The 24,251-nt window shown below is 42.7% G+C and carries 24 protein-coding genes and 6 pseudogenes; 24 read left to right on the top strand and 6 right to left on the bottom strand.

Annotation, left to right across the window (positions count from 1 at the left end):
• Positions 1-75: 75 nt before the first annotated feature.
• Positions 76-417: pseudogene (locus V9W66_RS05155) on the bottom strand (transposase); the annotation flags it as partial.
• Between the two features lie 22 nt (positions 418-439).
• On the opposite strand from V9W66_RS05155, the pseudogene V9W66_RS05150 reads away from it, so the two are divergent.
• From V9W66_RS05150 to V9W66_RS05135, 4 genes and pseudogenes are all read left to right on the top strand, one after another.
• Positions 440-685 (top strand): annotated as a pseudogene (locus V9W66_RS05150) (single-stranded DNA-binding protein); the annotation flags it as partial.
• Between the two features lie 145 nt (positions 686-830).
• Positions 831-1,037 (top strand): helix-turn-helix domain-containing protein, encoded by a 207-nt coding sequence (locus tag V9W66_RS05145; protein WP_144100605.1) that lies wholly within the window; start codon positions 831-833, stop codon positions 1,035-1,037.
• 348 nt (positions 1,038-1,385) lie between these two features.
• The gene (locus V9W66_RS05140; RefSeq protein WP_144095257.1) at positions 1,386-2,012 is read left to right on the top strand and encodes an alpha/beta fold hydrolase; all 627 of its coding nucleotides are present in this window, start codon (positions 1,386-1,388) and stop codon (positions 2,010-2,012) included.
• 142 nt (positions 2,013-2,154) lie between these two features.
• The gene (locus V9W66_RS05135; RefSeq protein WP_243121816.1) at positions 2,155-2,502 is read left to right on the top strand and encodes a hypothetical protein; all 348 of its coding nucleotides are present in this window, start codon (positions 2,155-2,157) and stop codon (positions 2,500-2,502) included.
• Between the two features lie 143 nt (positions 2,503-2,645).
• Here V9W66_RS05135 and tnpB read toward each other — a convergent pair whose 3' ends face one another.
• Both tnpB and tnpA read right to left on the bottom strand, forming a co-directional pair.
• Positions 2,646-3,743, bottom strand: coding sequence for an IS200/IS605 family element RNA-guided endonuclease TnpB (gene tnpB / locus V9W66_RS05130; RefSeq protein WP_439362862.1), 1,098 nt, complete (start codon positions 3,741-3,743; stop codon positions 2,646-2,648).
• Positions 3,743-4,165: an IS200/IS605 family transposase gene (tnpA, locus tag V9W66_RS05125; protein WP_059086115.1), complete on the bottom strand. Its 423-nt coding sequence runs from the start codon at positions 4,163-4,165 to the stop codon at positions 3,743-3,745. Before tnpA ends, tnpB begins: the two co-directional genes overlap by 1 nt.
• A gap of 124 nt (positions 4,166-4,289) precedes the next feature.
• Between tnpA and V9W66_RS05120 the strand changes: the two genes are divergently transcribed.
• Entirely contained in the window at positions 4,290-4,682 is a 393-nt protein-coding gene (locus V9W66_RS05120) for a LysE family transporter (protein ID WP_243121727.1), read from the top strand.
• Between the two features lie 148 nt (positions 4,683-4,830).
• A complete protein-coding gene (locus V9W66_RS05115; RefSeq protein WP_144094115.1) occupies positions 4,831-5,130 on the top strand; it encodes a hypothetical protein in 300 nt (99 codons plus the stop codon).
• Positions 5,131-5,238: 108 nt separating this feature from the next.
• Here V9W66_RS05115 and V9W66_RS05110 read toward each other — a convergent pair whose 3' ends face one another.
• Positions 5,239-5,676 carry a MerR family transcriptional regulator gene (locus V9W66_RS05110; protein WP_144094117.1) on the bottom strand — a complete coding sequence of 146 codons (438 nt, stop codon included), beginning with the start codon at positions 5,674-5,676 and terminating at the stop codon, positions 5,239-5,241.
• 160 nt (positions 5,677-5,836) lie between these two features.
• Between V9W66_RS05110 and V9W66_RS05105 the strand changes: the two genes are divergently transcribed.
• The 7 genes and pseudogenes from V9W66_RS05105 to V9W66_RS05075 all read left to right on the top strand — a co-directional run.
• On the top strand, positions 5,837-7,546 hold the full coding sequence (locus V9W66_RS05105; RefSeq protein ID WP_144094118.1) for an IS1634 family transposase: 1,710 nt from the start codon (positions 5,837-5,839) through the stop codon (positions 7,544-7,546).
• 5 nt (positions 7,547-7,551) lie between these two features.
• Complete coding sequence (locus V9W66_RS05100; protein ID WP_144094119.1) at positions 7,552-7,776, top strand: ErpK protein; 225 nt, start codon at positions 7,552-7,554, stop codon at positions 7,774-7,776.
• A complete protein-coding gene (locus V9W66_RS05095; RefSeq protein ID WP_243121728.1) occupies positions 7,766-8,191 on the top strand; it encodes a plasmid pRiA4b ORF-3 family protein in 426 nt (141 codons plus the stop codon). The genes V9W66_RS05100 and V9W66_RS05095 overlap by 11 nt, the downstream gene beginning before the upstream one ends.
• Before the next feature lie 128 nt (positions 8,192-8,319).
• Positions 8,320-9,135, top strand: a complete 816-nt coding sequence (locus tag V9W66_RS05090; RefSeq protein WP_439362859.1) for a class B sortase — start codon at positions 8,320-8,322, stop codon at positions 9,133-9,135.
• A gap of 242 nt (positions 9,136-9,377) precedes the next feature.
• Positions 9,378-10,046 carry an Abi family protein gene (locus V9W66_RS05085; RefSeq protein WP_439362857.1) on the top strand — a complete coding sequence of 223 codons (669 nt, stop codon included), beginning with the start codon at positions 9,378-9,380 and terminating at the stop codon, positions 10,044-10,046.
• A gap of 190 nt (positions 10,047-10,236) precedes the next feature.
• Positions 10,237-10,671: pseudogene (locus tag V9W66_RS05080) on the top strand (DUF4368 domain-containing protein); the annotation flags it as partial.
• Positions 10,672-10,699: 28 nt separating this feature from the next.
• A pseudogene (locus V9W66_RS05075) lies at positions 10,700-10,852 on the top strand (TnpV protein); the annotation flags it as partial.
• 35 nt (positions 10,853-10,887) lie between these two features.
• Here V9W66_RS05075 and V9W66_RS05070 read toward each other — a convergent pair.
• Positions 10,888-11,856, bottom strand: a complete 969-nt coding sequence (locus tag V9W66_RS05070) for a helix-turn-helix domain-containing protein (RefSeq protein WP_144100419.1) — start codon at positions 11,854-11,856, stop codon at positions 10,888-10,890.
• Between the two features lie 196 nt (positions 11,857-12,052).
• Between V9W66_RS05070 and V9W66_RS05065 the strand changes: the two genes are divergently transcribed.
• The 8 genes and pseudogenes from V9W66_RS05065 to V9W66_RS05030 form a co-directional block, all read left to right on the top strand.
• A complete protein-coding gene (locus tag V9W66_RS05065) occupies positions 12,053-12,670 on the top strand; it encodes an MptD family putative ECF transporter S component (protein ID WP_144095576.1) in 618 nt (205 codons plus the stop codon).
• Positions 12,667-13,395, top strand: a complete 729-nt coding sequence (locus V9W66_RS05060) for an energy-coupling factor transporter transmembrane component T (RefSeq protein WP_144095574.1) — start codon at positions 12,667-12,669, stop codon at positions 13,393-13,395. The genes V9W66_RS05065 and V9W66_RS05060 overlap by 4 nt, the downstream gene beginning before the upstream one ends.
• Positions 13,392-14,864, top strand: coding sequence for an ABC transporter ATP-binding protein (locus tag V9W66_RS05055; RefSeq protein WP_144095572.1), 1,473 nt, complete (start codon positions 13,392-13,394; stop codon positions 14,862-14,864). Before V9W66_RS05060 ends, V9W66_RS05055 begins: the two co-directional genes overlap by 4 nt.
• Positions 14,861-16,630: an ABC transporter ATP-binding protein gene (locus V9W66_RS05050; RefSeq protein WP_144095570.1), complete on the top strand. Its 1,770-nt coding sequence runs from the start codon at positions 14,861-14,863 to the stop codon at positions 16,628-16,630. Before V9W66_RS05055 ends, V9W66_RS05050 begins: the two co-directional genes overlap by 4 nt.
• Complete coding sequence (locus V9W66_RS05045; protein WP_144095568.1) at positions 16,617-18,326, top strand: ABC transporter ATP-binding protein; 1,710 nt, start codon at positions 16,617-16,619, stop codon at positions 18,324-18,326. Before V9W66_RS05050 ends, V9W66_RS05045 begins: the two co-directional genes overlap by 14 nt.
• An 11-nt stretch (positions 18,327-18,337) precedes the next feature.
• Positions 18,338-18,493 (top strand): annotated as a pseudogene (locus V9W66_RS05040) (metal-dependent transcriptional regulator); the annotation flags it as partial.
• Between the two features lie 293 nt (positions 18,494-18,786).
• The gene (locus V9W66_RS05035; protein ID WP_007860240.1) at positions 18,787-19,200 is read left to right on the top strand and encodes an RNA polymerase sigma factor; all 414 of its coding nucleotides are present in this window, start codon (positions 18,787-18,789) and stop codon (positions 19,198-19,200) included.
• Between the two features lie 64 nt (positions 19,201-19,264).
• Positions 19,265-19,888: pseudogene (locus V9W66_RS05030) on the top strand (CHAP domain-containing protein); the annotation flags it as partial.
• Positions 19,889-20,051: 163 nt separating this feature from the next.
• Here V9W66_RS05030 and V9W66_RS05025 read toward each other — a convergent pair.
• Positions 20,052-21,050: a helix-turn-helix transcriptional regulator gene (locus V9W66_RS05025; RefSeq protein WP_117638850.1), complete on the bottom strand. Its 999-nt coding sequence runs from the start codon at positions 21,048-21,050 to the stop codon at positions 20,052-20,054.
• 294 nt (positions 21,051-21,344) lie between these two features.
• Between V9W66_RS05025 and V9W66_RS05020 the strand changes: the two genes are divergently transcribed.
• The 3 genes from V9W66_RS05020 to V9W66_RS05010 are packed head-to-tail and all read left to right on the top strand — an operon-like array spanning position 21,345 to position 24,183.
• Positions 21,345-21,950, top strand: a complete 606-nt coding sequence (locus tag V9W66_RS05020; protein WP_015533385.1) for an MptD family putative ECF transporter S component — start codon at positions 21,345-21,347, stop codon at positions 21,948-21,950.
• Entirely contained in the window at positions 21,950-22,690 is a 741-nt protein-coding gene (locus tag V9W66_RS05015; protein ID WP_050004278.1) for an energy-coupling factor transporter transmembrane component T, read from the top strand. The genes V9W66_RS05020 and V9W66_RS05015 overlap by 1 nt, the downstream gene beginning before the upstream one ends.
• A complete protein-coding gene (locus V9W66_RS05010) occupies positions 22,690-24,183 on the top strand; it encodes an ABC transporter ATP-binding protein (RefSeq protein ID WP_144095566.1) in 1,494 nt (497 codons plus the stop codon). The genes V9W66_RS05015 and V9W66_RS05010 overlap by 1 nt, the downstream gene beginning before the upstream one ends.
• Positions 24,184-24,251: the final 68 nt, after the last annotated feature.

Below are 24,251 nucleotides of genomic sequence, written 5' to 3'. Positions count from 1 at the left end.
GCGAAGAGATAATGCGGAACATGAAGGGTATGTGAAAGCGTCTAGGTCATTCAATCGGATATGGAAAGAAAGAGACAGTGATTCGTCAAATAGAGTTCCTTGTTTTAACATTGTGTAGATGATGGCAAGAAGTTTTCGGGCAAGTGCGACAATCGCTTTTTTGGCTCCTTTTTTCTGTTTGATTCTCCAGTACCATGCCGAAAGATAAGTGTTGCGTTTCCCTGCAATCACCCAGGCAATTTCGCAGAGCATACTTTTTATGTAAGGATTGCCTTTTGTGACAGAGGTGCTTTTTCGTTTTCCAGCACTTTCGTTATTACCTGGGCACAGACCGGCCCATGAGCAGATGTGTTCCGCAGTTTTAAACGGCTTCATATCAATACCGATTTCAGCAATAATTGCACAGGAAGCAGATTTTATTTCCTGAGTCGCATTTGGAAAGAGTGCAGAGTTTGCACAGAGATATCTTCACAAGGGAATGAGAATTGTGATCGGCGGTCGTATCAGCACCGGCAATTATAAGGACAAGGACGGGAAAACAATTTACACCACAGATGTGATTGTCGAAGAACATGAATTTGCCCAGAACAAGGATAATGGTGCCGGAGTGGATTTATCAGGAACACCAAAAGCAGATAAGGACGGATTCATGGAAGCACCGGAAGGTGAAATCCCATTTGACTAATTCAGAATAAATGAGTAGAGAGGCTGCCCTTTATCGGGGTACCCTCTTTTCCATTTTACAGAAGATATCAAAAATTAAATGTATTCAACCTAACGAAATCGTGATATAATCAAAATATGTTTAAAGGAAAAGATGGAGGTAGTTTATGGGCGTAAGTTATAACAGGTTATGGAAAATGCTCATAGATAAAAATATGAAGCGGATAGAGATGCAGTACCTTACCGGGATCAGCGGAAACATTCTTGCAAGGATGGGAAAAAATCATTATGTATCAATGGAGACGATTGAGAAGATTTGCAAGAAGCTGGACTGCACCGTTGATGAGATGATGGAATTTACAGATGATGAGTAACAAGAGCAGACATGTCAAATTATTAAAACTGGCAGAATGCTTCAGAAGTCGAAAAAAGAAATTGAAAAAAGATAACACGCCGGATACGGCATAAATCTCTTAGCAAAGCTAAGAGCGCACTTCTATACATGCAATTTCATCTGCCTATATCGTGCGACCTGCGGTGCTGCTCCCGGTTTTGAGAAATCTCAATCCGGAAAATACAGCGAAATCAGAGATTTCGTACAAGGGGAGTTTCCCCTTGCGGCACAAGTGCCTATCCCCGATAAAGTTTGTGGCTGAATATTTCAGATACAGACATATAAAGTGATAGAAAGCGTGAAATATAAATTTGAAGGGTGACAATATATGAAGTATTTATATTTGCATGGACTAGGGCAAAAACCAGACAGTTGGAATCGAGTAATAAAAGAAACGAAAGTATCGAAAAGCAGTCGCAGTTTGAGTTTATCAGAGATGTTAGAAGAGAAAGCTGCTACATATAAGGAATTATATTCAGCATTCTCATCAGAATGCGACAAGGAGAACGAAGAAATTGTCTTATGTGGGCTTTCTCTGGGAGCTGTTTTGACACTTAATTATGCGATAGACCACCCGGATAAAGTAAAGGCACTCGTATTAATTGCAGCACAATATAAAATGCCAAAAAAATTATTAAAAGTTCAGAATATGTTGTTTCATCTTATGCCGAATTCGGCATTCAATAAAATGGGCTTCAAAAAAGCAGATGTTATTAACCTATGTGGTACGATGGCTGAATTAGATTTCAGCGACTCACTTCATAAGGTGTCTTGTCCGGTATTAATCGCTTGTGGAGAGAAGGACAATGCAAACAAAAAAACTGCAAAAGAACTTTGCCATTATTTGAACAATTCCAACTTCCATGAACTTATGAAAACAGGTCATGAAGCAAACATAGAAGCTCCGGAAGAGTTGGCAATCGTGTTGCAAAGATTTTATGATAGTATCAATTAACTTCCCGTTTATCGGGAAGTCGCAGAGAACGAAAAAACGGTATTTGGAGGTATTCACTATGAAAAAGATTATAACCGTAATGCTTTGCATTGTGCTGGTTCTTCTCTTTGCCGGATGAGGAAAGAACGGCGATACATCAAAAGTGGAAATTGATTATGGAGCATCTTCCGTTTATTCAAAAGAAGAAATAGACTCTGCCATTGAGATTATGAAAAAGCAGTTCGCTTTGTTTGAGGGCTGTGAATTGCATAGCCTTTCTTATATGCCGGATGAAGAATGCAACAATGCAGATAACATTGAATGGATGAACAATTTAAGAACGGATGATAATAAAGAAGCCTTTACGCAATGTATTGCATTTGAAAGCAGTTTCCGTTCGCCGGAAAAAGGTGGCGGTGCATGGGAAGCTAACGAAGAATACACTTGGTCATGGTGGCTTGCACGGAGTGAAGGCGGAGAATGGAATCTGATGACTTGGGGTTATTGTTGACACTCCCCACAGCTAAAGCAGGGGGATTCTTGCTTCTCCCACTACTGCATTGGCAAACACCTTACGGTACTGCAATGTCTTACACAGTGTCCACAAGCTATATTTATACTGTTCCCGTATGCCCTACGGTACAGTTTTTATCTTTATGCAGACTGCATCTGCAGTCCTTTTTTCAGAATATTGATACTTGCATTCGTATCCCGGTCATGAACCGCATGGCATTTGGGACACTCCCAGATACGAATGCCCAGATTTTTTATCCGTGGATTTCTGTAGCCACAACAGCTGCAGGTCTGACTGCTCGGATACATCGTTGGTACTCTGTGAATTTCATTTCCATACCAGCCAGCTTTATATTCCAGCATTTCAAAAAATTTTGCCCAGGAAACACTCGCTATCGATTTTGACAGTTTATGATTCCGGATCATCCCCTTAACATTCAGATCTTCAATACAGATGGTTTGGTTTTCACGCACCAGCATCGTTGACTGTTTCTGCAGGAAATCATTCCGCTGATTGGTTACTTTCTCATACACTCCTGCCACCCTGATCCGCTGCTTCTCGCGGTTATGGGAATCTTTTTGTTTTCGGGAAAGCCTGCGCTGTTCTCTTATGAGTTTTCGCATTGAGCGTTCCAGATATCTGGGATTTGATACCGTATTCCCATTACTGTCGGAGTAGAACGCTTTGATTCCGACATCAATCCCTATCGTTCCGCCAGCATTTGAGCGTGGTTCCGGTTCAAAATCAACATTTAAAACCGCAAAATATTTTCCAGCCGGTGTGTGCTCAATGATCACGTGATTAATCTTTTCCACTTCCATCGACTGCCGTATTTTAACAAATCCAAGTTTCGGAAGTTTGATATATCTTCCCACAATACGAATATTATCTTTTTGATTTACCGTTCTGTATGACTGGAACCGGTTATGTTTACTTTTGAAGGTTGGATAGGAAGCCCGTTTCTCAAAGAAATTCACAAATCCCCGGTCGAGATCCCGCAAAGACTGCTGTAATGCAATGGAATCTGCTGCTTTCAGAAAAGCAAACTCCTCTTGCTTTTTCAGTTCAGTCAGCATGGCGGAAGTCTGGGAATAGCCGATCTTTTCCCCATTTTCATAGCCTTCCTTACGCATGGCAAGTCCCCGGTTGTAGATGAACCGGCAGCATCCCAGGGTCTGATGGATGAAGTTTTTCTGTTCTCTGTTCGGGTAGATTCTAAATTTAATTCCTTTTTGCATTATCCCATCTTATCCTTTTGTCTCTGCGATGTTTTCTGGTTTTCAATATACTGTTTTACGGTTTCCAGCGGAGCACCGCCCACCGTCGATACAAAATAGCTGTTTGTCCAGAGAGTCGGCATTTTCGTTTTAAGATAGGGAAATTCCTGTCTTAAAATTCTGGACGTATAGCCTTTAAATGACTTTACAGCTTTGTGGATGCCAAACTGAGGATCTACTTCCAAAAGCATATGAACATGGTCTGGCATGATCTCCATTTCCAGAATGTCTACAGAAAGATTTGCAGCATACTCTGTGAGCAGCTCCTTCAGCCGGACGTCCACACCATTAATTAATACTTTTCGTCTATACTTTGGACACCATACTACATGGTATTTACAGGAATAAACGACATTGTTGTTTGATTTATATGTTGTGTTCATATTTATATTATACTATGGTTTATTAGTTAATACAATTACTATTTTGTCCATCTTCAATTACTTGCATAAATTCGATGGACGCGTCTTATATCCCCATAGCGGAAGCAAGGGGTTTTACGACGCATTGGATAAAAAAGGAAAGCCGCTGTTCTTTGGAATTTTTGCAGGCTACTATGTAGTACAAATCATATGCGCAATTTTCGTATATGGGGTTAATTCTTTGCTTCCAAATGTAATGGAAGTGATGAAGTACATCGGAGCAGCCTATATCCTGTGGCTTGCGATTCATATTGCTTTCAGTAAGAAGACCTCAGAAAACACAGAGCAATCCGCATCGTTTCTGAAAGGCTTCATGCTGTTTTTTGAGCTGGTTATTGCAACGATCGGAACGATTGCAACCTGTACTTGGATTGGCTTGGGCGTACTGATTCAGAAGTTTTATCTGCGGCATTTCCGTGTTATTAACATTATCCTTGCACTAACATTACTGGAGTGTATTTGGGAAATGTTAAGATAATTACAATGAATAACGCCGGTGCGGGATTTTGATATCCAGTACCGGCGTTATTCATTCCACGTATTTTGCAAGTCATGATCGGTGGGCATGAGCGTTTCCTGTACAACGAAGATGAAAAATGGTTCGTTGAAGCAAAGGAGCAGTGCCTATGATCCTTTCACAGAAAAAATTAGAAGAAATCGCTGTTGCAGTGATAAGAGATTTTCAAAAGTCCTTTTTCGGCAGCGAAGTAGATGATCCGGCAAGATTCGCGCTTCCGACACCCATTGATCAGTTTGCATCCGATTATCTGAACCTGAAGATGTCATTTCAAAAGCTGTCCTCGGACGGAAGCTGTGGTGCCTTTGGTGTTTCGAGATCAGCAGCAGCTATCCGGTTGGAACAACTGGGCTATCTGGACCGGAAAAAGGATTATGAATATCGTGATCCATTGGAGGTGTGGCCATGAGCAGGAATATCAGAGTATCGGAACCATCTGCGGAAATGCAGATTAAAATCATCCGGGCATATGATGCTTGCAGATCGACAAAATCAGACGATGCGGAGTACGGAAAGGTTAGCTATGTGCGTTTTCATATGCTTTTCGGATTCCGTCCGGCAAGTGGTCGGGAATCAGTGACTTTAGTCTGTCCTCACTGCCGTCCTTGAGTGCCTGCTCATAGTACCAGCATTTGAATTTCAGCATATCCAGAGTGCGGTTCATCTGCTCAAGCTCTGCCTCCATGTGCGACCGCTGTTCCTCAAACAGTGCCTTGCGTTGCGGATAGGTGGACGGCCCTTCTGCACACCAATCCATGAATTGCCGGATGTCCTTGATCTCCATGCCAGCCTTTTTCAGACATTCAATGACCCGGGGTGCTTCAATCTCCGTGTCACCGAATTTGCGGATGCCGGATACTCGTTCCATGTTCGGAAAAAGTCCCTGCTTGTCATAATAGCGCAGCGTGGAGATAGGCAATCCGAACATCTCTGCCACCTGTCCAATTGAATACATAAATGTGAACTTCCGTAATAGTTAACTTTCGTTTGTGTTCTAAAAGGCAAAAAAGATGATAAAAGTCCTTATTTTTAACGAAAAAATGCTATTTTTCTTGAAAAAATTGATAAATGTGGTAAAATTAAAGAGAAGTAATTAACTCTTGAAAGGCGGCGCCATGTATCTCGATTTTCAAGTAAAAATACCAACTAAATCAGCTGGCATTACTCGTAAAAAAATTAAGGGAACCACTTACATTTACTATGCATATGAACATAATTACAATACAAAAAAGGGGTATACTGTCCCTAAGAACACGACGATTGGAAAGTGTACAGAGGATGATTCGGAGCTGATGTATCCGAACACCAACTTTTTGAAATTTTTCCCGGCTGAGGAACTGCCGGAAACAAAAGGCAGTGCTTACAGGAGTGGGTGTCTCAGAGCTGGTACCTATTTTGTACTGCGTAAGATTATAGCGGAGTATCACCTGGATGAAATGCTGGGAGATATCATTGGAAAGAACAGCGGTTTGTTTCTGGACTTGGCAGTGTATTCCATCATTGCAGAAAACAATGCCGGACAGTATTATCCCGATTATGCGTATAACCATCCATTATTTACAGACCGGATGAAAATCTACAGTGACACAAAAGTCTCCGATTTTATTAACAGCATAACCAGGGATCAAAGCCTGGCATTTCTCGATGGATGGAATGAGAAACAGGATCACCGTCAAAAGATATACATATCTTACGATTCAACAAATAAAAACTGTCAGGCAGGTGATATTGATTTCGTAGAGTATGGTCATCCCAAAGAAGACAAGGGAGCGCCTGTTATAAATTATTCTATTGCTTATGATGGAACCAATGCAAAACCGCTGTACTATGAAGATTATCCGGGAAGTATTGTGGATGTGTCACAGCTGCAGTATACACTGGAAAGAGCAGGCGGTTATGGATACCGGAATGTTGGCTTTATCCTGGATAGAGGATATTTCAGTAAAGAAAACATACACTACATGGACAAGTGTGGATATGAGTTTATCATTATGATGAAAGGGATGAAGGAACTTGAAAAAAGTCTTGTCCTTGAAGTAAAAGGAACTTTTGAAGAAGACCGGAAATACAGTATCCGGGATTATAAAGTAAGCGGAATTACCGTAAAAAAACAGCTTTATCCGTCAGACGAAAAGGAACGTTATTTCCACATTTTTTATAGTGACAGAAAGAAAAGCCTGGAACATGAGGCTGTTGAAGCAAAGATTGACCGAATGGCCGAATGCCTTGATAAGCATGAAGGCACAAAGTATGAGATCAAAAGCGGAGGTTTTACCAGATACTTTGACCTGATCTATTATAATAAGGGGAAGAAAGATGAAAAATTCATGTATGGCCGTGAACTTCGTGATGTGATCAATGAAGAGATCCGGCTTTGTGGATACTTTGTCATAATAACATCAGAAAAAATGACGGCTGCACAGGCACTGGAACTGTACAAGAGCAGGGATGCGTCGGAGAAGCTGTTCCGTGGGGATAAATCCTATCTTGGAAACAAAAGTTTCCGTGTACACACAAGTGAATCCATACAGGCAAAGATATTTATAGAGTTTGTGGCACTGATCATCCGTAGCAGATTTTATACCTGTTTAAAGGAACAGATGCAAAAGGGTGGGAAGAAAAACTATATGACGGTACCGGCGGCAATCAGGGAACTGGAAAAGATAGAACTGATCCGCCAGAGCGACCGGGGATACCGCATTGATTATGCGGTTACGGCCACGCAGAAAGAAATCCTGAAGGCGTTTAACATGACGGCGGCAAACATCAGGACTCAGGCTGCTGCAATGAATGAAGACCTGATGCAGATAGAGAAAGAAGGATAAGAACGATGGCAAGAAGAAGTGTTCCGATAGAAGAAAAAATTGAGTCACAAAAGGAAGCAGTTTCGAAAGCAAAAGACAGGTATGAGAACGAACTGGATAAGCTTGAGAAGCTGATGCAGAAACGGGATGAACTCCGCAGCAAGGAATTAATGGAAGCATTTGCCAGAAGTGAACGTTCTTTTGAGGAAGTAATGAGATTTTTATCTGGAAATGAGGTGGATGATGAGTAACCAGTATACAATGAAGATATATCCTGCAGGCAGAGGACGTGATGTTTACCGGAATATCGAAATCTGCGGTAGCAGCACATTAAATCAATTATGTCAGATCATTCTGGAATCATTTGATTTTATAGATGATCATTTGTATGAATTTTGTATGGATAATCGTATGTACAGCGAATATGCATATCAATCAGATCCAGAGGGAGACGAACCTTCTGCAGATATCACACTGGATGAGGTCGGGCTTTGTAAAGGACAGAAATTTACACTTCATTATGATTTCGGGGATGATTGGATGTTCACAATCACGGTGTCAAAAATCAGTGAAGTTCAGGGGGATTTTAAGCCTCGCATTGTTAAGTCAAAAGGTAGGATTCAACAGTATCCAGACTGGGATGAAGATGAGTTTGACGAAGAATAATGTGATGCTTACGTCTGGCGAGAGTTAATTTTACAGGAAGTTAAGATGAAAGCAGCAAGGAAACCGCCTGTGCCGGGAAAGACACAGAAGAGTCAGCCAAAGAAGCAGAGAAAAGCCGGACAGGAACGATGAAGAAAAAAATAAAGACAGGAATCTTACAGAGATTTTTCAAGATCATCTGTCTTGCAGTGACGCTGACAAGTGCCGGGCTTCTGATTTACCACATGGTATATCTCCCAATGGAGAACAAAAAGCTGGTGGCAGAGCTGAAAGGGAATTTCCCGGAGCTGGAAGCTCCGGGAGCCTCAGGCTCTGAAAAGAAAGACCAACCAGCTGGAAGAAAATGCCCGGTGGCTGCGGTAGACCTTGTTTCTCTTCGGGAACAATACCCGGATGTGCAGGGATGGCTGACAATACCGGACACCGGGATTGATTACCCAGTGCTTCAGTCCGAACAGGAGAATGGGGAGTTTTACCTGAAACGGAATTACAAAAAGGAATATGACATCAACGGAAGCCTGTTTTTACAGGCAGACTGTAAAGTGTCCGAAAGCAGGAATCTCATCATATACGGACACAACATGAAAAGCGGGGCAATGTTCGGAAATCTGGACTTATATGCAGATGAAACATATTATCAGGAGCATCCCTTTGCCTATCTTCAGACAGAAGATGGCATTCAGGAATACCAAATCGTCACAGTGCAGAAAGCAGACCGGGATCTGTTCCCGTTCCAGCAGCAACTCCCTGATGCGGAGGCCGTGCAGGAATACTTAAAAGCAGCCAAGCGGAGGGAAGTGTTCGAAACGGGGGATGATTACCTGAAGGGTATATGTGATAAGGTCTTAACGCTCATATCGTGTTCGTATGAATGGAGCGGTGCCAGGAACATCGTCCTTGCCGTGCCCGTTTCCGGGGCATTCTGGGGCGAAAAGTGTTCGTAAGTACCCGAAAAGTGCAGAATGTGAGACAAATTTTCAGGAGCCAAAGACGGGAATATGATATAAAAATAAGCATATAATAGATAGTGACAAATGTTCGCAAAAAGCACTTGCCTTTTATAAAGGTCCGTGTTAAAATATTTGTCAGTGATCAGGTTGCAGAAACTTGCGATGCCTGCGACCGGACGGAGGACCTGAGGGCCCTCCGTTTTTCTGTATACGCAGATTTTTACAGCAGGTGAAAAATGACAGAAAAAGCATTAAAACCGATAAAACCATTTTTGAATTATGAAGAACAGATCAAGAATCTCATTGAGCGAAAAGGGATGGTTATTACTGACTGTAAATTCGCTACGTCTAAATTAGAAGATATCAGTTATTTTGCCCTGATAGACGGGTACAAAAATCTGTTTTACAATCCCATGACAAGAAAATACAGAGAAGGAACAACCTTTGAGGATATTGTTGCTTTATATGAATTTGATGAAAAGCTTCGAGCATTGATTTTCCAGTATCTCTGTCATTTTGAGCAAAAAATGAGATCGTTGATTTCCTATCATTTTTGTGATACTTATTCAGAGAGGCAAGAGGATTATCTGGATGCAGCACATTATGATAATTCAGGAGCAACCAAAAAGAAAATTGCTGGTTTAATAGCCATACTGGACAGAGAAGCAAAGAAAAACACGGATCACGAATATGTGGTTTATCAAAGAAAAACCTATGGGAATGTTCCGATGTGGGTCATTATGAAAACCCTGACGTTTGGACAGATGTCAAAGATGTATTCATTTCTGACAACCAGCATGAAAACGAAAATCAGTATACATTTTGAGCATGTAAGTGAAAAAGAACTGATCCAGTATATGAAAGTGTTTACTTTGTACAGAAATGTCTGTGCCCATAATGAATGACTGTTTTCCTATAAGAGCAGATATGATATTCCAGATACTGTATTACATAAAAAAATGAAACTTCCACAGAATGGAAATAAATATGAATGTGGAAAAAATGATCTGTTTTCGGTTGTGCTTGCTTTTCGGATGTTGCTTTCCAAAGATGATTGAAACAATCTCAAACCCCCAGCAGAGCTGGTGGTACTGACTTGACAAGTATGAAAATTTCGGCACGCTGACAAATACCATGCTCAACGGGTTTGTAGAGAAAATCCTTGTCCATGAACGCGCCCGCAAAGGCAGCCAGGACACCACGCAGGAGGTTGAAATCTATTTCAATTTTGTGGGCCGGTATATCCCGCCCGCCTTGCAGCCGGTTCCCCTGACCCCGGAGGAACAGGAAGAACTGCGGAAGAAGGAGGAGCGCAAAGACCGGCTTCACCAGAACTACTTACGCCGTAAGGCAAACGGCAAGCAGAAGGAATGGGAAGAACGCTACACCGCCATACGCAAGGCCCAAGTGGAGGCGGCAAAGGCCGCGATCCGGGCTGAGGACATGGAGAAAGGCATTTTTACCACCATCAGCCAGTTACCCAGGCAGGAGCCGCGCAAGGCCACCTTACCGGCCGGCGCCGCAGTTTAACCATCACAGTGCAAAGGAGGACGAACATGAACGAATGGACGCCATGCTGCCCCGTATGATGGAGGCGGCGGGCGTCACCGAGGAACTGAAAGCCCGTGACCCCATGCGCTGGGTGGGGCTGATGAACACGCTGAAAGTGCAGGTGGAGGAAACTATTTTTCAAGAGTTGATATTTCAATAATCATGTGAGCGCCAGAGTTCCCTCTGGCGCTCATTTTACTTTCGCTGTGCCATTTTCCTATACTCCGCCGGATAGACACCTGTACTCTTTTTGAACATACTGGCAAAGCGCCCTGCATTGTTGTAACCAACGGCAGCAGCCACCTGTTCAATCGTAAAATCTGTTAATGACAACAAGGTTTCCGCATGGCTTAACCGTCTCTGCTGAATATATTCCGTGATAGAAACGCCATAAACTTCCTTAAATGCGAGTTTGAGTTTTGTTCGACCCATACAAGTAATATGGGAAAGTTGATCGACAGAAATATCACAGTTGAAATGATCGTTGATATATGCAGCTCCATTTTCCAAAGCACGAAGGTCTGCGTTAGAGATTTTGACAGAGGGTGTGCTGGATTGCTGCCTATTGTATTCCATAATGAGTGAAATAGCTTCAATTACTTTCCCTTCATAGAACAGTTTGGCCGCAATTCCATTCCCTTTGTAATTTGCAATCTGGCGAAGTACTTGTATCATCTCAGGGAAACGGTCAGTTAATGCAATATTACTGAACGCTTCATGTGGGTCTATATATTCATTTGGAAATTTTTCTTTCAAATAGCGGTCATAGTAGGCTGGTGTAATCTCAATATCCACAGAACGCACAGGGATATTTTTGTGTATTAGTGTTTTGCATGGCTCCATTCCTCCGATGAAACTTTTTACGCAACCGGCAGTTAAGCGGCGATAAGGAGAGATTTCTTCTCCAGATATGGACTCATAGTAACAAATTCCCAAGCAGCCTTGTGGAATACCGAAATCAAAGAATGAGTCTTTGTGAAAGCAGAAATCATGTATTTTGATGTCGTATAAATCTTTTTCGCTGTATATCCAATATGTGCCTTCACCGTATTCTTTTGGAACTGAATATAATCTCCCAATTCCGCTCAGTTCATTTGTTGTCGATAATTCTTTGAAGCCATATTCCAGCAAATTGGTATGATACCTACTTTCAATATCAGACATATTTCCACCTTCATTTCATACACTTTGGTCGTTTTTTCATACGCTTTGGGCTTTCATGTACCAAAGGTATTGGATAAATAATCCCTGCTCTATATAATTGATAACGTGATTAGCAACAACTAATCAAATCATACCACGAAGGCTTCTAAAAAGTCAATTGGTATGAACGACTATAAAGAAATCGGAGGTTTAAGTTATGCCAACAGCAAAACAGGACAAAACAAGAGAGAATGGACTGACGGTAAAAGATTTGATTGTCATGGGCGTTTTCGGTGCGCTATTGATGGTCTGCTCTATGATAGGGGGCGTATTATTTGCTGTCACTCCGACTCTTACTTTTTATTTCTCCATCGGAGCCGCTTTGCTTCCGGGGCCAGTATTTTTACTTCTTCTTGCAAAAGTGCCAAAGCGTTGGGGATTGACGATTATTGGGGTCATTATTTCTCTGCTTAGTCTTATCATGGGGATGCACTGGGGAATGTGCGTTGGAGGTTTAATTGGTGCATTTCTTGCCGATATGATTGCAGGCACCAAAAACTATCGAAGTAAAAAGTTGAATATTCTGGCCTATATCGTATATTCTTTTGGACCAATGGGAACCTATATTGCTTATTTTGTTGATCCAGAAGGATGGGCAAGTACCATGTTGCAGAATGGAACAACACAAGAGTATATCAATGCCATGAACAATGCCGCCGCATGGTGGGTATTGGTTATTATGATTGTGGGGACGGCACTTATAGCATGGTTGAGTGGACTTGTTGGGTGCAAACTGTTGAGAAAACAATTTGAAAAGGCTGGTATTACAGCATGACCAGCGAAACACGAAAAAGAAAATGGGATATATGTTTTGATCCGCGGACAAAAGTGCTTCTGCTAATTATCAGCATGATTATTGCAACAACAGCCCCATCTCTCTCATACGAATGTGCTTTGATCTTGCTGATTGCATTTATGGGGATACTCTGCGGGAAAGTTAGATATTCCATAATCGGAACAATAGTTTTTTTAGCATTATATCTGTTTACTACACTCTATTTAGGAAATGTAACAGGAACTGCTTATACCATGTTCACAGCATGGCTGTCCTTGGTTTTCAAGGTGTATCCCTGTGGAATGTTGGCAGGAATTGCCGTATCCACGACAAGAGTAAATGAATTTTTATCCGCCATGAACAAGGCTCATGTTACCAAAAAAGTTGTAATCCCTTTGGCGGTTATGCTGCGCTACCTTCCAACAATCAGAGAGGATTGGCATTTTATCAAAGACGCTATGCGCTTACGAGATGTATCTCCGTCTCTGAAAGGGCTTATCTCCCATCCTGGCATGACCATAGAGTGCTTGTATTCGCCGCTTCTTATGGCGGCATCTAAAGCAGCAGACGAACTTGCCATTGCTTCTGTTACACGAGGTATTGAAAATCCTCATGCGAGAACCTGTTTGATTCAGATCCGTTTTCGTATACAGGATTTCTTAATCATCTGCTGTTTTGCTGTAATGATGGTAGTGAACTTTATTGGGAGAGGGGGTGCAATATGATCCATTTTCAAGATATTCAATTTATATATGAAGGAACAATTTCCTCTGAGATTGGAGTCAAGGACATAAACCTTATTGTTCATACCGGGGAGTGTGTTCTGCTTTGCGGGCGCTCTGGCTGTGGAAAAACAACTCTTACAAAGCTAATAAACGGATTAATCCCTAATTATTTTCCGGGCGAGTTAAGCGGTAATGTACAAATTGATGACGAAAATATTTTAGGAATGCCCATGTATTATCTTGCAACGAAAGTGGGATCGGTGTTTCAAAATCCCCGAACGCAATTTTTCAATGTAGATGTGGACAGTGAGATTGCTTTTGGAATTGAAAACATCGCTGTTCCACCGGATGAATTACATCAGCGATTAGAATATACCCTTGACTCCTTAAAAATTCGCAATTTACAGGGCAAAAATATTTTTGAACTTTCCGGCGGAGAAAAGCAGAAGATTGCTTTTGCTTCAGTTTACGCCATGAACCCGGATATATTTTTATTGGACGAGCCATCTTCAAATTTAGATGGGGATTCTATTAGAGATTTGAAAAACTATCTTCGCATTTTGAAGCAACAAGGAAAAACAATTCTGATAGCAGAACACAGGCTTTACTATCTTCTGGATATAGCAGATCGTATCGTGTATCTTGCAGATGGAAAAATTGAGAAGATTTATACACCACAGGAGTTTAGGTCACTTTCAGGTGCAACAAGAAAGCATATGGGTCTGCGGACTACGGATATTCAGGATGTTCATCCTATTAGCTATCAAAGAACTTTCTTACGGCCTATATTGACTGTGAAAGATGTGTCTCTATTCTATAAAAAGCACCCTGTGCTGGAGCATATTTCCTTACAGGCGTCAAAAGGAGATATTATCGGTGTTGTAGGCCCTAATGGTGCAGGAAAAACAACCTTTCTCCGTACTTTATGTGGGCTGCACAAAGAATTTACGGGCTGTTTTTATTGGCGGGAACAACCTCAAAAGGAAAACGAGAGGCTGAAACGCTCCTATATGGTAATGCAGGATGTGAACTATGAACTTTTTGCAGATAGTGTAGAGGCAGAGTGTTCTTTTGGTATTCAGGGATCTTCGCCTGAACTGGTAGAAAAAACCCTGGATGAACTGGGACTTCTTACAGTCCGTGACCGTCATCCAAATACTCTCTCAGGAGGGCAAAAGCAGCGTGTAGCTGTAGCAGTTAGCATGATATGCGGAAAAGAAGTGCTTGTATTCGATGAACCGACCTCTGGCCTGGATTATGACAGCATGGAACAGGTTAGTGGGTTAATCCGGGAACTCTCCAAAGACAAAGTTATTTTTGTTGTTACGCATGATTATGAATTTGTCTGCCAGACTTGTACCCGGTTAATTAGATTTGACCATCATACAATGACAAATGATATTTTGCTTTCTCAGGAAAATGAAGCAACCATTTTGTCGCTCATGGGATTAGGGAGGGATGAAAGATGAAAACTAAAAAAGAAAATCCTGTTCTGCTCTTGCTCAAATGGGCGGAAAAGGACAGAGGATTTCTAATTGCGTCTGTTATCTGTGCTTTTTTAGGTGGGTTATTGGCGATTGGCCCCTATATCGGCATTTATAGACTGATGGATGCCTTTTTGACAGATACCTGCTCTATTCAGGTTATTTCCGAAAACGCGGTTCTAATTACGGCAACGGTCATTATCCGGCAAGTATTTCAAGGATTATCCGGCATTTTTTCTCATAAAGGCGCTTATGGAGCCTTATTTCGGGTGCGGTGTATGATTACAGAGCATTTATCAAAAGTACCGCTTGGAGCTTTGGATGAACGCAGAACTGGAGATATTAAAACGGTTCTGAACGAAGATATAGAAAAACTGGAACTTTGCCTTGCTCATAATATTCCTGAATTGGTCGGATTTGCGACAGGTCCGGTTGTGATTTTTATTTATCTCATGACAATCAATGTACCTTTAGCAATGATCTCTTTAATACCTCTGGGCATTACACTTATGATCATGGTTGGCTGCTTTGCTTTTATGGCAGGAATGATGCCCCATGTTACGGAGGCAATGGCGAACTTCAATTCTGTAATCATCGAATATATCAACGGCATGAAATTGATTAAAGCCTATAACATGAGCCGTCATTCTTTTCAAAAATTCTCCGGTGCGATTGAAGAAGAAAATCGTATCTGGAATAAAGTATCACGAAAGACAGGTCCATTCTATGCGGCATTTATTGTTGTTCTTGAATGTGGAATGGCATTGATTATCCCCATTGGCGGGCGGTTATTTTTGAATGGTTCAATTACAGCAAGCATTTTTCTGTTGTTTGCGTATATTGGCTCTCTATACTTATCGGAATTGTTGCCTCTTCAGCAATTATCTATGGAACTTGCACAATCATTAAACGGCGTCAAAAAGGCGAAACAAATTCTTGATTTGCCAATTTTTGATAGCGTTGGCGATTTTCCAAAGTCACATGATGTCACTCTAAAATCAGTTCGTTTTTCCTATGACGGGAAAATAGATGTATTAACAGACTGTGATCTTCATGTTGCAGAAGGGGAAAAAGTAGCAATCGTAGGTGCGTCTGGAGCAGGAAAAACCACTGTTATTGAATTGATTTCTCGTTTTTATGATGTTACAGATGGTGAAGTGCTGATTGGCGGTCAAAACATCAAAGATATTGCCTATGAAAAGTTGCTAAATAATATTTCCATCGTATTTCAAAAGACCTTTTTAACCCGTGACAGTGTACTGGAAAATATTCGTATGGGTAGTAATGCCACACTGGAAGAAGTGCGGGCGGCAGCAAAAGAGGCTCAGATTGACGATTTTATCATGTCTTTGCCGGATGGATACGATACGAAAGTGGGTAGTTTCGGTTCTCGCTTTTCCGGCGGAGAAAAGCAGAGGATTGCCATTGCCCGCGCAATTCTAAAAAATGCACCTATTCTAATTCTGGACGAGGCAACAAGTGCTGCCGATCCCGAAAATCAGGTAGAGATTGACATGGCAATTTCCAATCTCTGTAAAGGGAAAACTGTCTTAATTGTAGCTCATCGTTTGGGCGCTATTAAGATGTGTGATAAAGTGGCAGTTGTTGAAAATCATACAATTACGGCCTTTGGAACACATGAAGAAGTGTTAGAGGAGAACCATTATTATCAGAGGGCTTGGGAAAGGTATCACGCGGCAAGAGAAGTTAGCTATTCCATGAAAGGAGTGATTTCGTATGAAAGCAAATGATCCGTTCAAAAAGAATGTTCGCTTTGGTATCGGGGTGTTCTTTACTGTGCTGGAGGGACTTCTTTCAGCTTGTGTTTATATGGCAATTTATTTGCTTTTGAATATGCTCCTAAACAATACTGTCACAATAGAACATTTGAACAACCTGACTTTTTTGATCATTGGATTTTTTACCGTCCGGCTGATTGCCTACGGATTTGGATATACACAAGGGCAAATTGGAGGCGGAGCTGTATCCAGGCAAATCCGTCTCTATTTAGGGGATAAATTCAAACGAATTCCATTGTCGCGCTTTCATCAAGGCCAGATTGGGCAGTATGTCAACACAATGACAAGTGATGTTTCCAATTATGAACAAATATTGACACATAGGACAGGAAATCTTGTGAAAAACATTTCACTGTCCGTAATGCTGATACTTTTCGTGTGTTTTCTTTATTTGCCTGCCGGCTTGATTTTAATTGCAATAAGCCTGCTGTTTATTCCCAATATGTGGCTTTCCTTCCGAATTGTAAAAAAATATGGAAATGCACGCAATAGTGTTTGTGCGGAGGCTGTCAGCAGCATTGTAGAATATGTAAATGGTATCCAGACGCTCAGAGCCTACGGCATGAGTGGAACAAGGAATAAAACGACAACAGATATTTTAAGGGAGTACAGCAAAGTGAGTTATAAATATGAGGCTACTGGCATTCCTGTATCTTTCTTTTTTAACATGCTAACATGGCTTTCGCTTCCTGCTGTTATGCTCATGACCTCAAAACCGTGGATGTTGGGAATAGTATCAGGCGTAGATTATTTGATGGTTGCCATGATGCCCATGCTGCTTGCCAAATTATACATGACAATCTCGGTTGATTTGTTTGGCTACAAAAATATGATGATTTCTAAACGAAAAATTCAGGCAGTAGTCAATGAACCCGAAGAAACCGGCAGTATGGAGCCGCTTCATACTGCCACACATGAAATTACCTTTGATAATGTGGACTTCTCGTATGTACCCGGAGAGCCGGTGCTGAAACACGCCACCTTTACGGTGCCAGACCAGAAGCTCACTGCCATTGTCGGGGACTCCGGTTCCGGCAAATCCACCATTCTGAACCTGATTGCAAAATACTACGAGGCAAATGGAGGAACCATTTCAATCGGCGGCAAACCAATCAACCATGTGGCCGCAGAGCGTGTACTGGAACAAATCTCTATGGTAGACCAGGATGTATTTCTCTTTGACGATACAATTCGTGAGAACATCCGGCACGCTCGTCCCAATGTCACGGACGAGGAAATCGAAGCTGCCTGCCGGGAGGCTAATTGTGACGGCTTCATCCGTAGGATGGAAAAGGGATACGATACGCCGACCGGTGAAAACGGAAACCTTCTCTCTGGCGGTGAGCGTCAGCGAATTTCCATCGCCCGCGCTATCCTGAAAAACAGCCCGATCCTGCTTTTGGATGAAGCAACGGCGTCCCTTGACATCGAGAACGAGCTGGCAGTAAAGCAGGCCATCGCCAATCTGCTGAAAGAGAAAAAGACTGTGGTAATGATTGCTCATACTCTTTCCATCGTCAAAAATGCAGATCAGATCCTTGTGGTATCTGACGGAAAGATTGCTGAAGCCGGTACTCACGATGAATTGCTGGCGAAAGGCGGAAAGTATGCGGCCATGTGGAACGCCGAACAGAAATTATCTGCATAAGGGAGGTCTTAATGAAACTTCATGCGTCCGGGGAGGACTACCTGGAAACCATCCTTGTTCTCCAAAAGAAACTCGGTATGGTACGCTCCGTAGATGTGGCCCGGCACATGGAGGTGTCAAAGCCCAGCGTGTGTCATGCAGTGGCTACCTTGCGGGACGGCGGCTTTAGGAGGGAGCCGCCGTGAAGCACATTGACCGCCGACAAATTCAGACGATATTTCACTACCGTCAAAAAAAGCCCAGTCAACGAACAGGCCCCGTCTGGCAGCCGGTGCGAAAATTGTCATTCTGTAAGTGAATATTGGAGTTTTTGCGCTCGAATAGCTTTCTGCTGTCCGGGCGTTTTTTCATACCTGTGGGGCCGTAACATCGGGCCAGCATGGCCCGGACCCTGACCCCAGTGCCGTTCTCCGCCGCCCCATTCAGATTTACCAAAAAAATCTGAATGGAGGAAAGGCAGATGGAAGTTACCATCAATTATAACGGACAAGCTGTGGCCGTGGAGGTTACGCTGGAAGTCTATGAATTTCTTGACCGGGCCGATCACAAAACGGAGAACCTGTTCCATGAACAGCGGCGGCATTGGGATGGCCGGGAGTTTGACGAGTACATCATTACCACCGAGGGTGTAGGGGTCTACGGCGAAACGCCGGAGGAATACCTTTGCCGCATGGAAACGCTGCATGAGCTGATGGCTGTTCTGGACACCTGTACCGAGGCCCAGCGCCGCCGGTTCCTGCTCTATGCGCTTGACGGGCTGAGCCTTGCAGAGATCGGTGTACTGTGCGGCTGCTCCAAAGTGGCTGTTTATCAAAGTGTGGAGGCGGTCAGAAAAAAATTTATAAATTTCTTTGAGAACAGGCTTAACGAATGACCTGTTTTCTGGCTACCAGGTGAAAGGGATTTTCCCTTATCCCAGCGAGGGGCGGACAGCGGACGAGCTGTCCCTGCAAGGGTATAACTACGGCAACGGATACATCACGTGGGCGATACGGAAGTATGGCGGTTACAGTGCCGAAAATGCCCTGCAGTTTTCCAACGAGCAGGCGGCTTCACATGGCTGGAGTGCCTATGGGGATCCAGAATATGTCCCTCACGTCCTGCGGTATTATTCCAGCGGCGGATTGTTTGCCGGCCTGTTTGGAGGCAACGGCCAGATCGTATCCGTGGCACTTACCCAGCTTGGAAATCAGGGAGGCCAGAAGTTCTGGTCATGGTATGGATTTGACAGCCATGTGGCGTGGTGTGTCTGCTTTGCCAGCTGGTGTGGGGATCAGGCAGGACTGATCGAGAGCGGCAAGATGCCGAAGTTCTCCCTGTGCGATGACGGAATCGCATGGTTCCAGAGCAAGGGGAAATGGAAGAGCAGAGGATACTCGCCAGCACCCGGAACCCTGATCTTCTTTGACTGGAACGGGGACGGAACCTCAGACCATGTGGGAATCGTGGAGAAAACTGAGGGAAGTACCGTATATACGGTAGAGGGAAACTCCAGTGATGCCGTGAACAAGAGAAGCTATGATATCAATAACGGAACGATCATGGGATACGGCATACTTTGAAAATTAATATGTTGATTTTTAGAGCGTCTTCAATAGTTTAGATTACCTTAAAAAAACAAATTAGAGAATGAGTATGAATTTTACAATAAAAAGAGGTGCAAACTTAGCGCCTCTTTTTTGTGATAATATAATTAAAAAAATTCTAAAAAAATGGCAAGTGATTCTAATCTTTACGCATATTATAATTATTTTTTCGGTAAATTTCAGGCGATTGATTAAAATAGTTTTTAAAAGCGCTAGAAAATTTACTTGCGTTTTGATACCCTAAATGTTTGGCTATAGATGAAATTGATAATTCATTCTTTTTAAGTAACAGTGAAGCATATTTCATTTTGGATTGTCGAATGTATGTCCCAATAGGAACACCATACATTTTTTTGAAGGATTCTCGAAGTTTAGTTTGTCCCATTGCTGCTATTTTGCAAAGCTGCGAGAGTTCTGGCGGGTTCAAAATATTCTGTTCAATAGCCAGACGTACAGATTCCAGCGCCTTTTTCTCTTGTTTGGAAAGAGACTGGTGTTTAGATGCTATCTCCTGTCGCTGTTTATGAAAGTTGCCTGCCACAATAGAAAGCAGTTCACCTACTTTGCTTTCGTAGTAAAGACGGGAGGTTTCGCCAGCAATCAGTTTATCCCGTATCTGCAAAAACAGGGTTCCAATTTCCGGGGTATTATAATCAAAAGCTTTCCAATCATAAACCTCTGCATAGTCAAAATCGTCCGGGGTAAAACGGTCTTGCAGATTTTTCTCTATGTAATCTTCAAACAGCAAAACTGACGCATAGCTGATTGGTATATTGGGTTGATATAATACTCGCCCCTGTGACGGCTTATTTAGATAAAGGTGGATTCCCTCTGTGATAGGTTGGGCTTTCCGCCCATTCTGGATCAGGGTAACACCGCCGGATTCCAAATAATAAATTTTCACCAGCTTTTGATTGATTTCATATTTGCGTTCCATTGAGGCGTATGGTATCCAGCTTCCGGTTGACAGGAATAATCCATCTGTCGGTTGAACCTGATAGATATTTCCATAGCCTTGTCTGTTTTGCGGCTGCAAGGTGCAGATTCCATTATGATTATCCTGTCGAAAATGATAATCATGCAGATAAAAAGAAGCATCCCCTAATTCGTGCGCGGCCTGTGTAGAATCGGTCTGCATCCTGCTCACCCCCGTTTCTTATGTAGTCGGAATAATCCGCAGTATCTTTTTTTATGCTCCAAAATGTCGCAAAGGCTGTCAGCAAAACCACAAAAAGCACTGATATATCCGGTTGTTTTTCCACTTTTAACTCCTGTTTTGACCTTTTTTGCCGGATTTGACACCAAAAAAATCACTGAGTAGAATGACATTACTGGCTGGTTAGCTGACTCTAACTACAGCAATTCTATCACGATTTTGTGCGTAGGTCAATGAGGCTTCTGCCAGCAAATAATAAATAGGAGGACGTTGAAAATGTCTAATTCACAACAAATGAAAAAAGGGCTGTCTGTGCGTGATTTGATTACCACCGGCATCCTTGCTGCTTTGTACATGGTATGCGCCATGATTGGCGAGGCTATCTTTGGGTTCTTCCCTGTACTGACTTTCCTTTGCCCGCTGTCTATTGCGCTGCTGTGCGGCCCGGTTTATATGCTGATACTGGCGAAGGTGCCGAAGCATGGCCCAATCATTGTCACCGGTATTTTGGTAGGAGGTGTACTGTTCGTACTCGGTATGTACTGGTCTATGTGTTTGGCATATTGTATTCTCGGCGTTGTGGCCGATCTGCTGGCCGGTTCCGGGAACTTTAGAAACAAAGGGCGTAACCTGTTGTCCTACATGATTTTTGTTCTCAGCCCAGTTTTCTCCTACGGTATGCTTTGGTTTGACCGCGACGCCTATGTGCAATATTTGGTAGAAAAGGGGACAGAACAGACCTATATGGACACAATGGTTTCAACCGCGCAAAACTGGATGCTCCCGGCAATGATTATCGGCGTGTTGATCTGTGCTGCTATCAGTGGTCTTGTAGGCCAGAAACTATTGAAAAAGCATTTTGAAAAGGCCGGAGTAGTGTAATGGAGATGCAACTGCAAACAAAAGACACACTTGCCACATTACATTTAGACCCTCGCACAAAACTATATCTGTTGATCGTCGGAAATGTTGCGTTGTTCCTTGCGCCCTCTTTACTCTATGAGATTGCGCTGGTTGTATGCGTTGTGATTCTCGGCATCCTTGTAGGAGCAAAGCGGTTTACGGTAAGAATGGCTGCTGTCTATGCGGGAATGGTTGTTCTGCATATCATTGGAACAAATTATTTGACAGGGACTTTGCAGATTGCGATTGTAACATTTACCGTATTTATCCGTAAAATCTTTCCTTGTGCCATGCTCGGAGGTATTTTAGTCAGCACGACAAGGGTAAATGAATTTATGGCGGCCATGAACCGTATTCATATGCCAAAAGCAATGGTTATCCCTCTGACGGTCATGCTCCGCTATTTTCCTATGGTGCATGAGGATTGGGGCTATATCAGCGACGCCATGCGGATGCGCGATGTAGCTCCAACCGTCAAAAGTCTGCTGACCCATCCGGCCCGAACAGTGGAATGTATCTATGTTCCGATGATGATGTCAGCACTGAAAGTGGCGGATGAATTGTCGGCGGCGGCTGTTACAAGGGGGCTGGAAAATCCGAAGCCCCGAACCTGCTTGCAGGAAATCCACTTTAGTGTTGCGGATGCCGTATGCTTTATCCTGTTCACTTTGTTTATGTCAGTGTCAATCTGGCTGAAATTGAAAGGGGGTGCAGGCTAATGATCCGTTTTGACAAGGTTTCTTTTACCTATCAGGAATCATTACAAAATGGCGGACTGCGCGATGTTGATTTGACAATCAACAAAGGCGAGTGTGTGCTGTTGTGTGGGCGAAGCGGCTGTGGGAAAACCACATTGACCCGTCTTGTGAATGGCCTGATTCCATACTTTTATCCGGGAGAAGTCACCGGCACAACCTATGTTGACGGTAAAAATATACAGGATTATCCCATATATGAAGTGTCCGAGTATGTGGGGTCTGTATTCCAAAATCCACGCTCTCAATTTTTTAATGTAGATACAGACAGTGAAATTTCTTTTGGAATGGAAAATCTGACTTATCCAAGGGAAAAAATGAAAGAACGCATTTCAAAGACAGTTGCAGAATTGGATATAGCCCATCTGACCGGAAGAAGCATATTTGAATTGTCTGGCGGTGAAAAACAAAAGGTGGCGTTTGCGTCCATCTATGCTATGTCTCCGAGTATTTACTTGTTAGATGAACCATCGTCCAATCTGGATATGGATGCCATTGAGGATTTGCGGCGTACACTTGAGCTCCTAAAGAAACAAGGCAAGACCATTCTAATTGCAGAACATAGGATTTATTATCTGAGGGAATTAGTTGACCGCATTGCGTATATGGAAAACGGGGCTATATCTGCTGTGTTTTCTCCAAGCCAGTTTCTTTCTATTCCTGAAGAACAGCGGCATAGTATGGGACTTCGCGCTTTAGATTTGTCAAAGGTACAGCCAAGGGTCTTTGCTGAAAATTCTCAAAGGCTGATTTTGGAAGTCAGGAACTTATCCTTGTTCTATAAGAAAAAGCTGGTTCTGGACGATTTGAATTTGAGTGCGGCACCGGGAGAAATCATAGGAATTATCGGCCATAACGGAGCCGGAAAATCTACATTTTCCAGATCACTATGCGGTCTGCACACAAACTGTACGGGAAAGATTCTTTGGGATGGTAAAGAACTGAACGCAAAGAGCCGATTAAAACATTCCTATATGGTGATGCAGGACGTAAGCTATCAGTTATTTGCTGATACATTGGAAAAGGAATGTGTATTTGGAATTAAGCATCCTGATTTGGACGCAGCAAAACAGGCAATGGAACGGCTTGGTATTTATGAGTACCGTACGCATCATCCCAATACACTTTCCGGGGGCCAGAAGCAGCGTGCGGCCGTGGCAGTCAGTATGGTATGCCGTAAGGATGTTTTAATTTTTGATGAACCGACTAGCGGACTTGATTATGACAGCATGATTCAGGTTGCAGGGTTATTTCAAACGCTTTCTAAAATGGGAAAGGTAATTTTTGTTGTAACCCATGATTACGAATTTTTAGCGGCAGCCTGTACAAGAGTGATTCATTTAGATAACGGAAAACAGCAGGAAGATTACCCGCTTTTCCACGACAATTTGCATCGACTACGCGATTTTTTCTTGCGGTCGGAAAGGAGACAGAACCTTGAGGAGAATGGAAAATGACCTCCTGTTCTTCCATGAGCTGATCGGTAACTGTTCCATTGAAAAGGATTCAAAGATATATACAATTT

Origin of the sequence: Blautia massiliensis (ex Durand et al. 2017), assembly GCF_051861785.1 — a bacterium.
In the GTDB taxonomy this organism is placed as follows: Bacteria; Bacillota; Clostridia; order Lachnospirales; family Lachnospiraceae; genus Blautia_A; species Blautia_A luti_A.
The sequence above is the reverse complement of the archived record's forward strand: the minus strand, read 5'-3'. Positions and strand labels throughout refer to the sequence as shown.

Excerpts from the sequence above, each read along its gene's own strand:
- V9W66_RS05145 (WP_144100605.1), top strand. The coding sequence starts at position 831 with ATGGGCGTAAGTTATAACAGGTTATGGAAAATGCTCATAGATAAAAAT.
- V9W66_RS05140 (WP_144095257.1), top strand. The coding sequence starts at position 1,386 with ATGAAGTATTTATATTTGCATGGACTAGGGCAAAAACCAGACAGTTGG.
- tnpB (WP_439362862.1), bottom strand. The coding sequence starts at position 3,743 with ATGCAAAAAGGAATTAAATTTAGAATCTACCCGAACAGAGAACAGAAA.
- tnpA (WP_059086115.1), bottom strand. The coding sequence starts at position 4,165 with ATGAACACAACATATAAATCAAACAACAATGTCGTTTATTCCTGTAAA.
- V9W66_RS05115 (WP_144094115.1), top strand. The coding sequence starts at position 4,831 with ATGATCCTTTCACAGAAAAAATTAGAAGAAATCGCTGTTGCAGTGATA.
- V9W66_RS05110 (WP_144094117.1), bottom strand. The coding sequence starts at position 5,676 with ATGTATTCAATTGGACAGGTGGCAGAGATGTTCGGATTGCCTATCTCC.
- V9W66_RS05105 (WP_144094118.1), top strand. The coding sequence starts at position 5,837 with ATGTATCTCGATTTTCAAGTAAAAATACCAACTAAATCAGCTGGCATT.
- V9W66_RS05100 (WP_144094119.1), top strand. The coding sequence starts at position 7,552 with ATGGCAAGAAGAAGTGTTCCGATAGAAGAAAAAATTGAGTCACAAAAG.
- V9W66_RS05095 (WP_243121728.1), top strand. The coding sequence starts at position 7,766 with ATGATGAGTAACCAGTATACAATGAAGATATATCCTGCAGGCAGAGGA.
- V9W66_RS05090 (WP_439362859.1), top strand. The coding sequence starts at position 8,320 with ATGAAGAAAAAAATAAAGACAGGAATCTTACAGAGATTTTTCAAGATC.
- V9W66_RS05085 (WP_439362857.1), top strand. The coding sequence starts at position 9,378 with ATGACAGAAAAAGCATTAAAACCGATAAAACCATTTTTGAATTATGAA.
- V9W66_RS05070 (WP_144100419.1), bottom strand. The coding sequence starts at position 11,856 with ATGTCTGATATTGAAAGTAGGTATCATACCAATTTGCTGGAATATGGC.
- V9W66_RS05065 (WP_144095576.1), top strand. The coding sequence starts at position 12,053 with ATGCCAACAGCAAAACAGGACAAAACAAGAGAGAATGGACTGACGGTA.
- V9W66_RS05060 (WP_144095574.1), top strand. The coding sequence starts at position 12,667 with ATGACCAGCGAAACACGAAAAAGAAAATGGGATATATGTTTTGATCCG.
- V9W66_RS05055 (WP_144095572.1), top strand. The coding sequence starts at position 13,392 with ATGATCCATTTTCAAGATATTCAATTTATATATGAAGGAACAATTTCC.
- V9W66_RS05050 (WP_144095570.1), top strand. The coding sequence starts at position 14,861 with ATGAAAACTAAAAAAGAAAATCCTGTTCTGCTCTTGCTCAAATGGGCG.
- V9W66_RS05045 (WP_144095568.1), top strand. The coding sequence starts at position 16,617 with ATGAAAGCAAATGATCCGTTCAAAAAGAATGTTCGCTTTGGTATCGGG.
- V9W66_RS05035 (WP_007860240.1), top strand. The coding sequence starts at position 18,787 with ATGGAAGTTACCATCAATTATAACGGACAAGCTGTGGCCGTGGAGGTT.
- V9W66_RS05025 (WP_117638850.1), bottom strand. The coding sequence starts at position 21,050 with ATGCAGACCGATTCTACACAGGCCGCGCACGAATTAGGGGATGCTTCT.
- V9W66_RS05020 (WP_015533385.1), top strand. The coding sequence starts at position 21,345 with ATGTCTAATTCACAACAAATGAAAAAAGGGCTGTCTGTGCGTGATTTG.
- V9W66_RS05015 (WP_050004278.1), top strand. The coding sequence starts at position 21,950 with ATGGAGATGCAACTGCAAACAAAAGACACACTTGCCACATTACATTTA.
- V9W66_RS05010 (WP_144095566.1), top strand. The coding sequence starts at position 22,690 with ATGATCCGTTTTGACAAGGTTTCTTTTACCTATCAGGAATCATTACAA.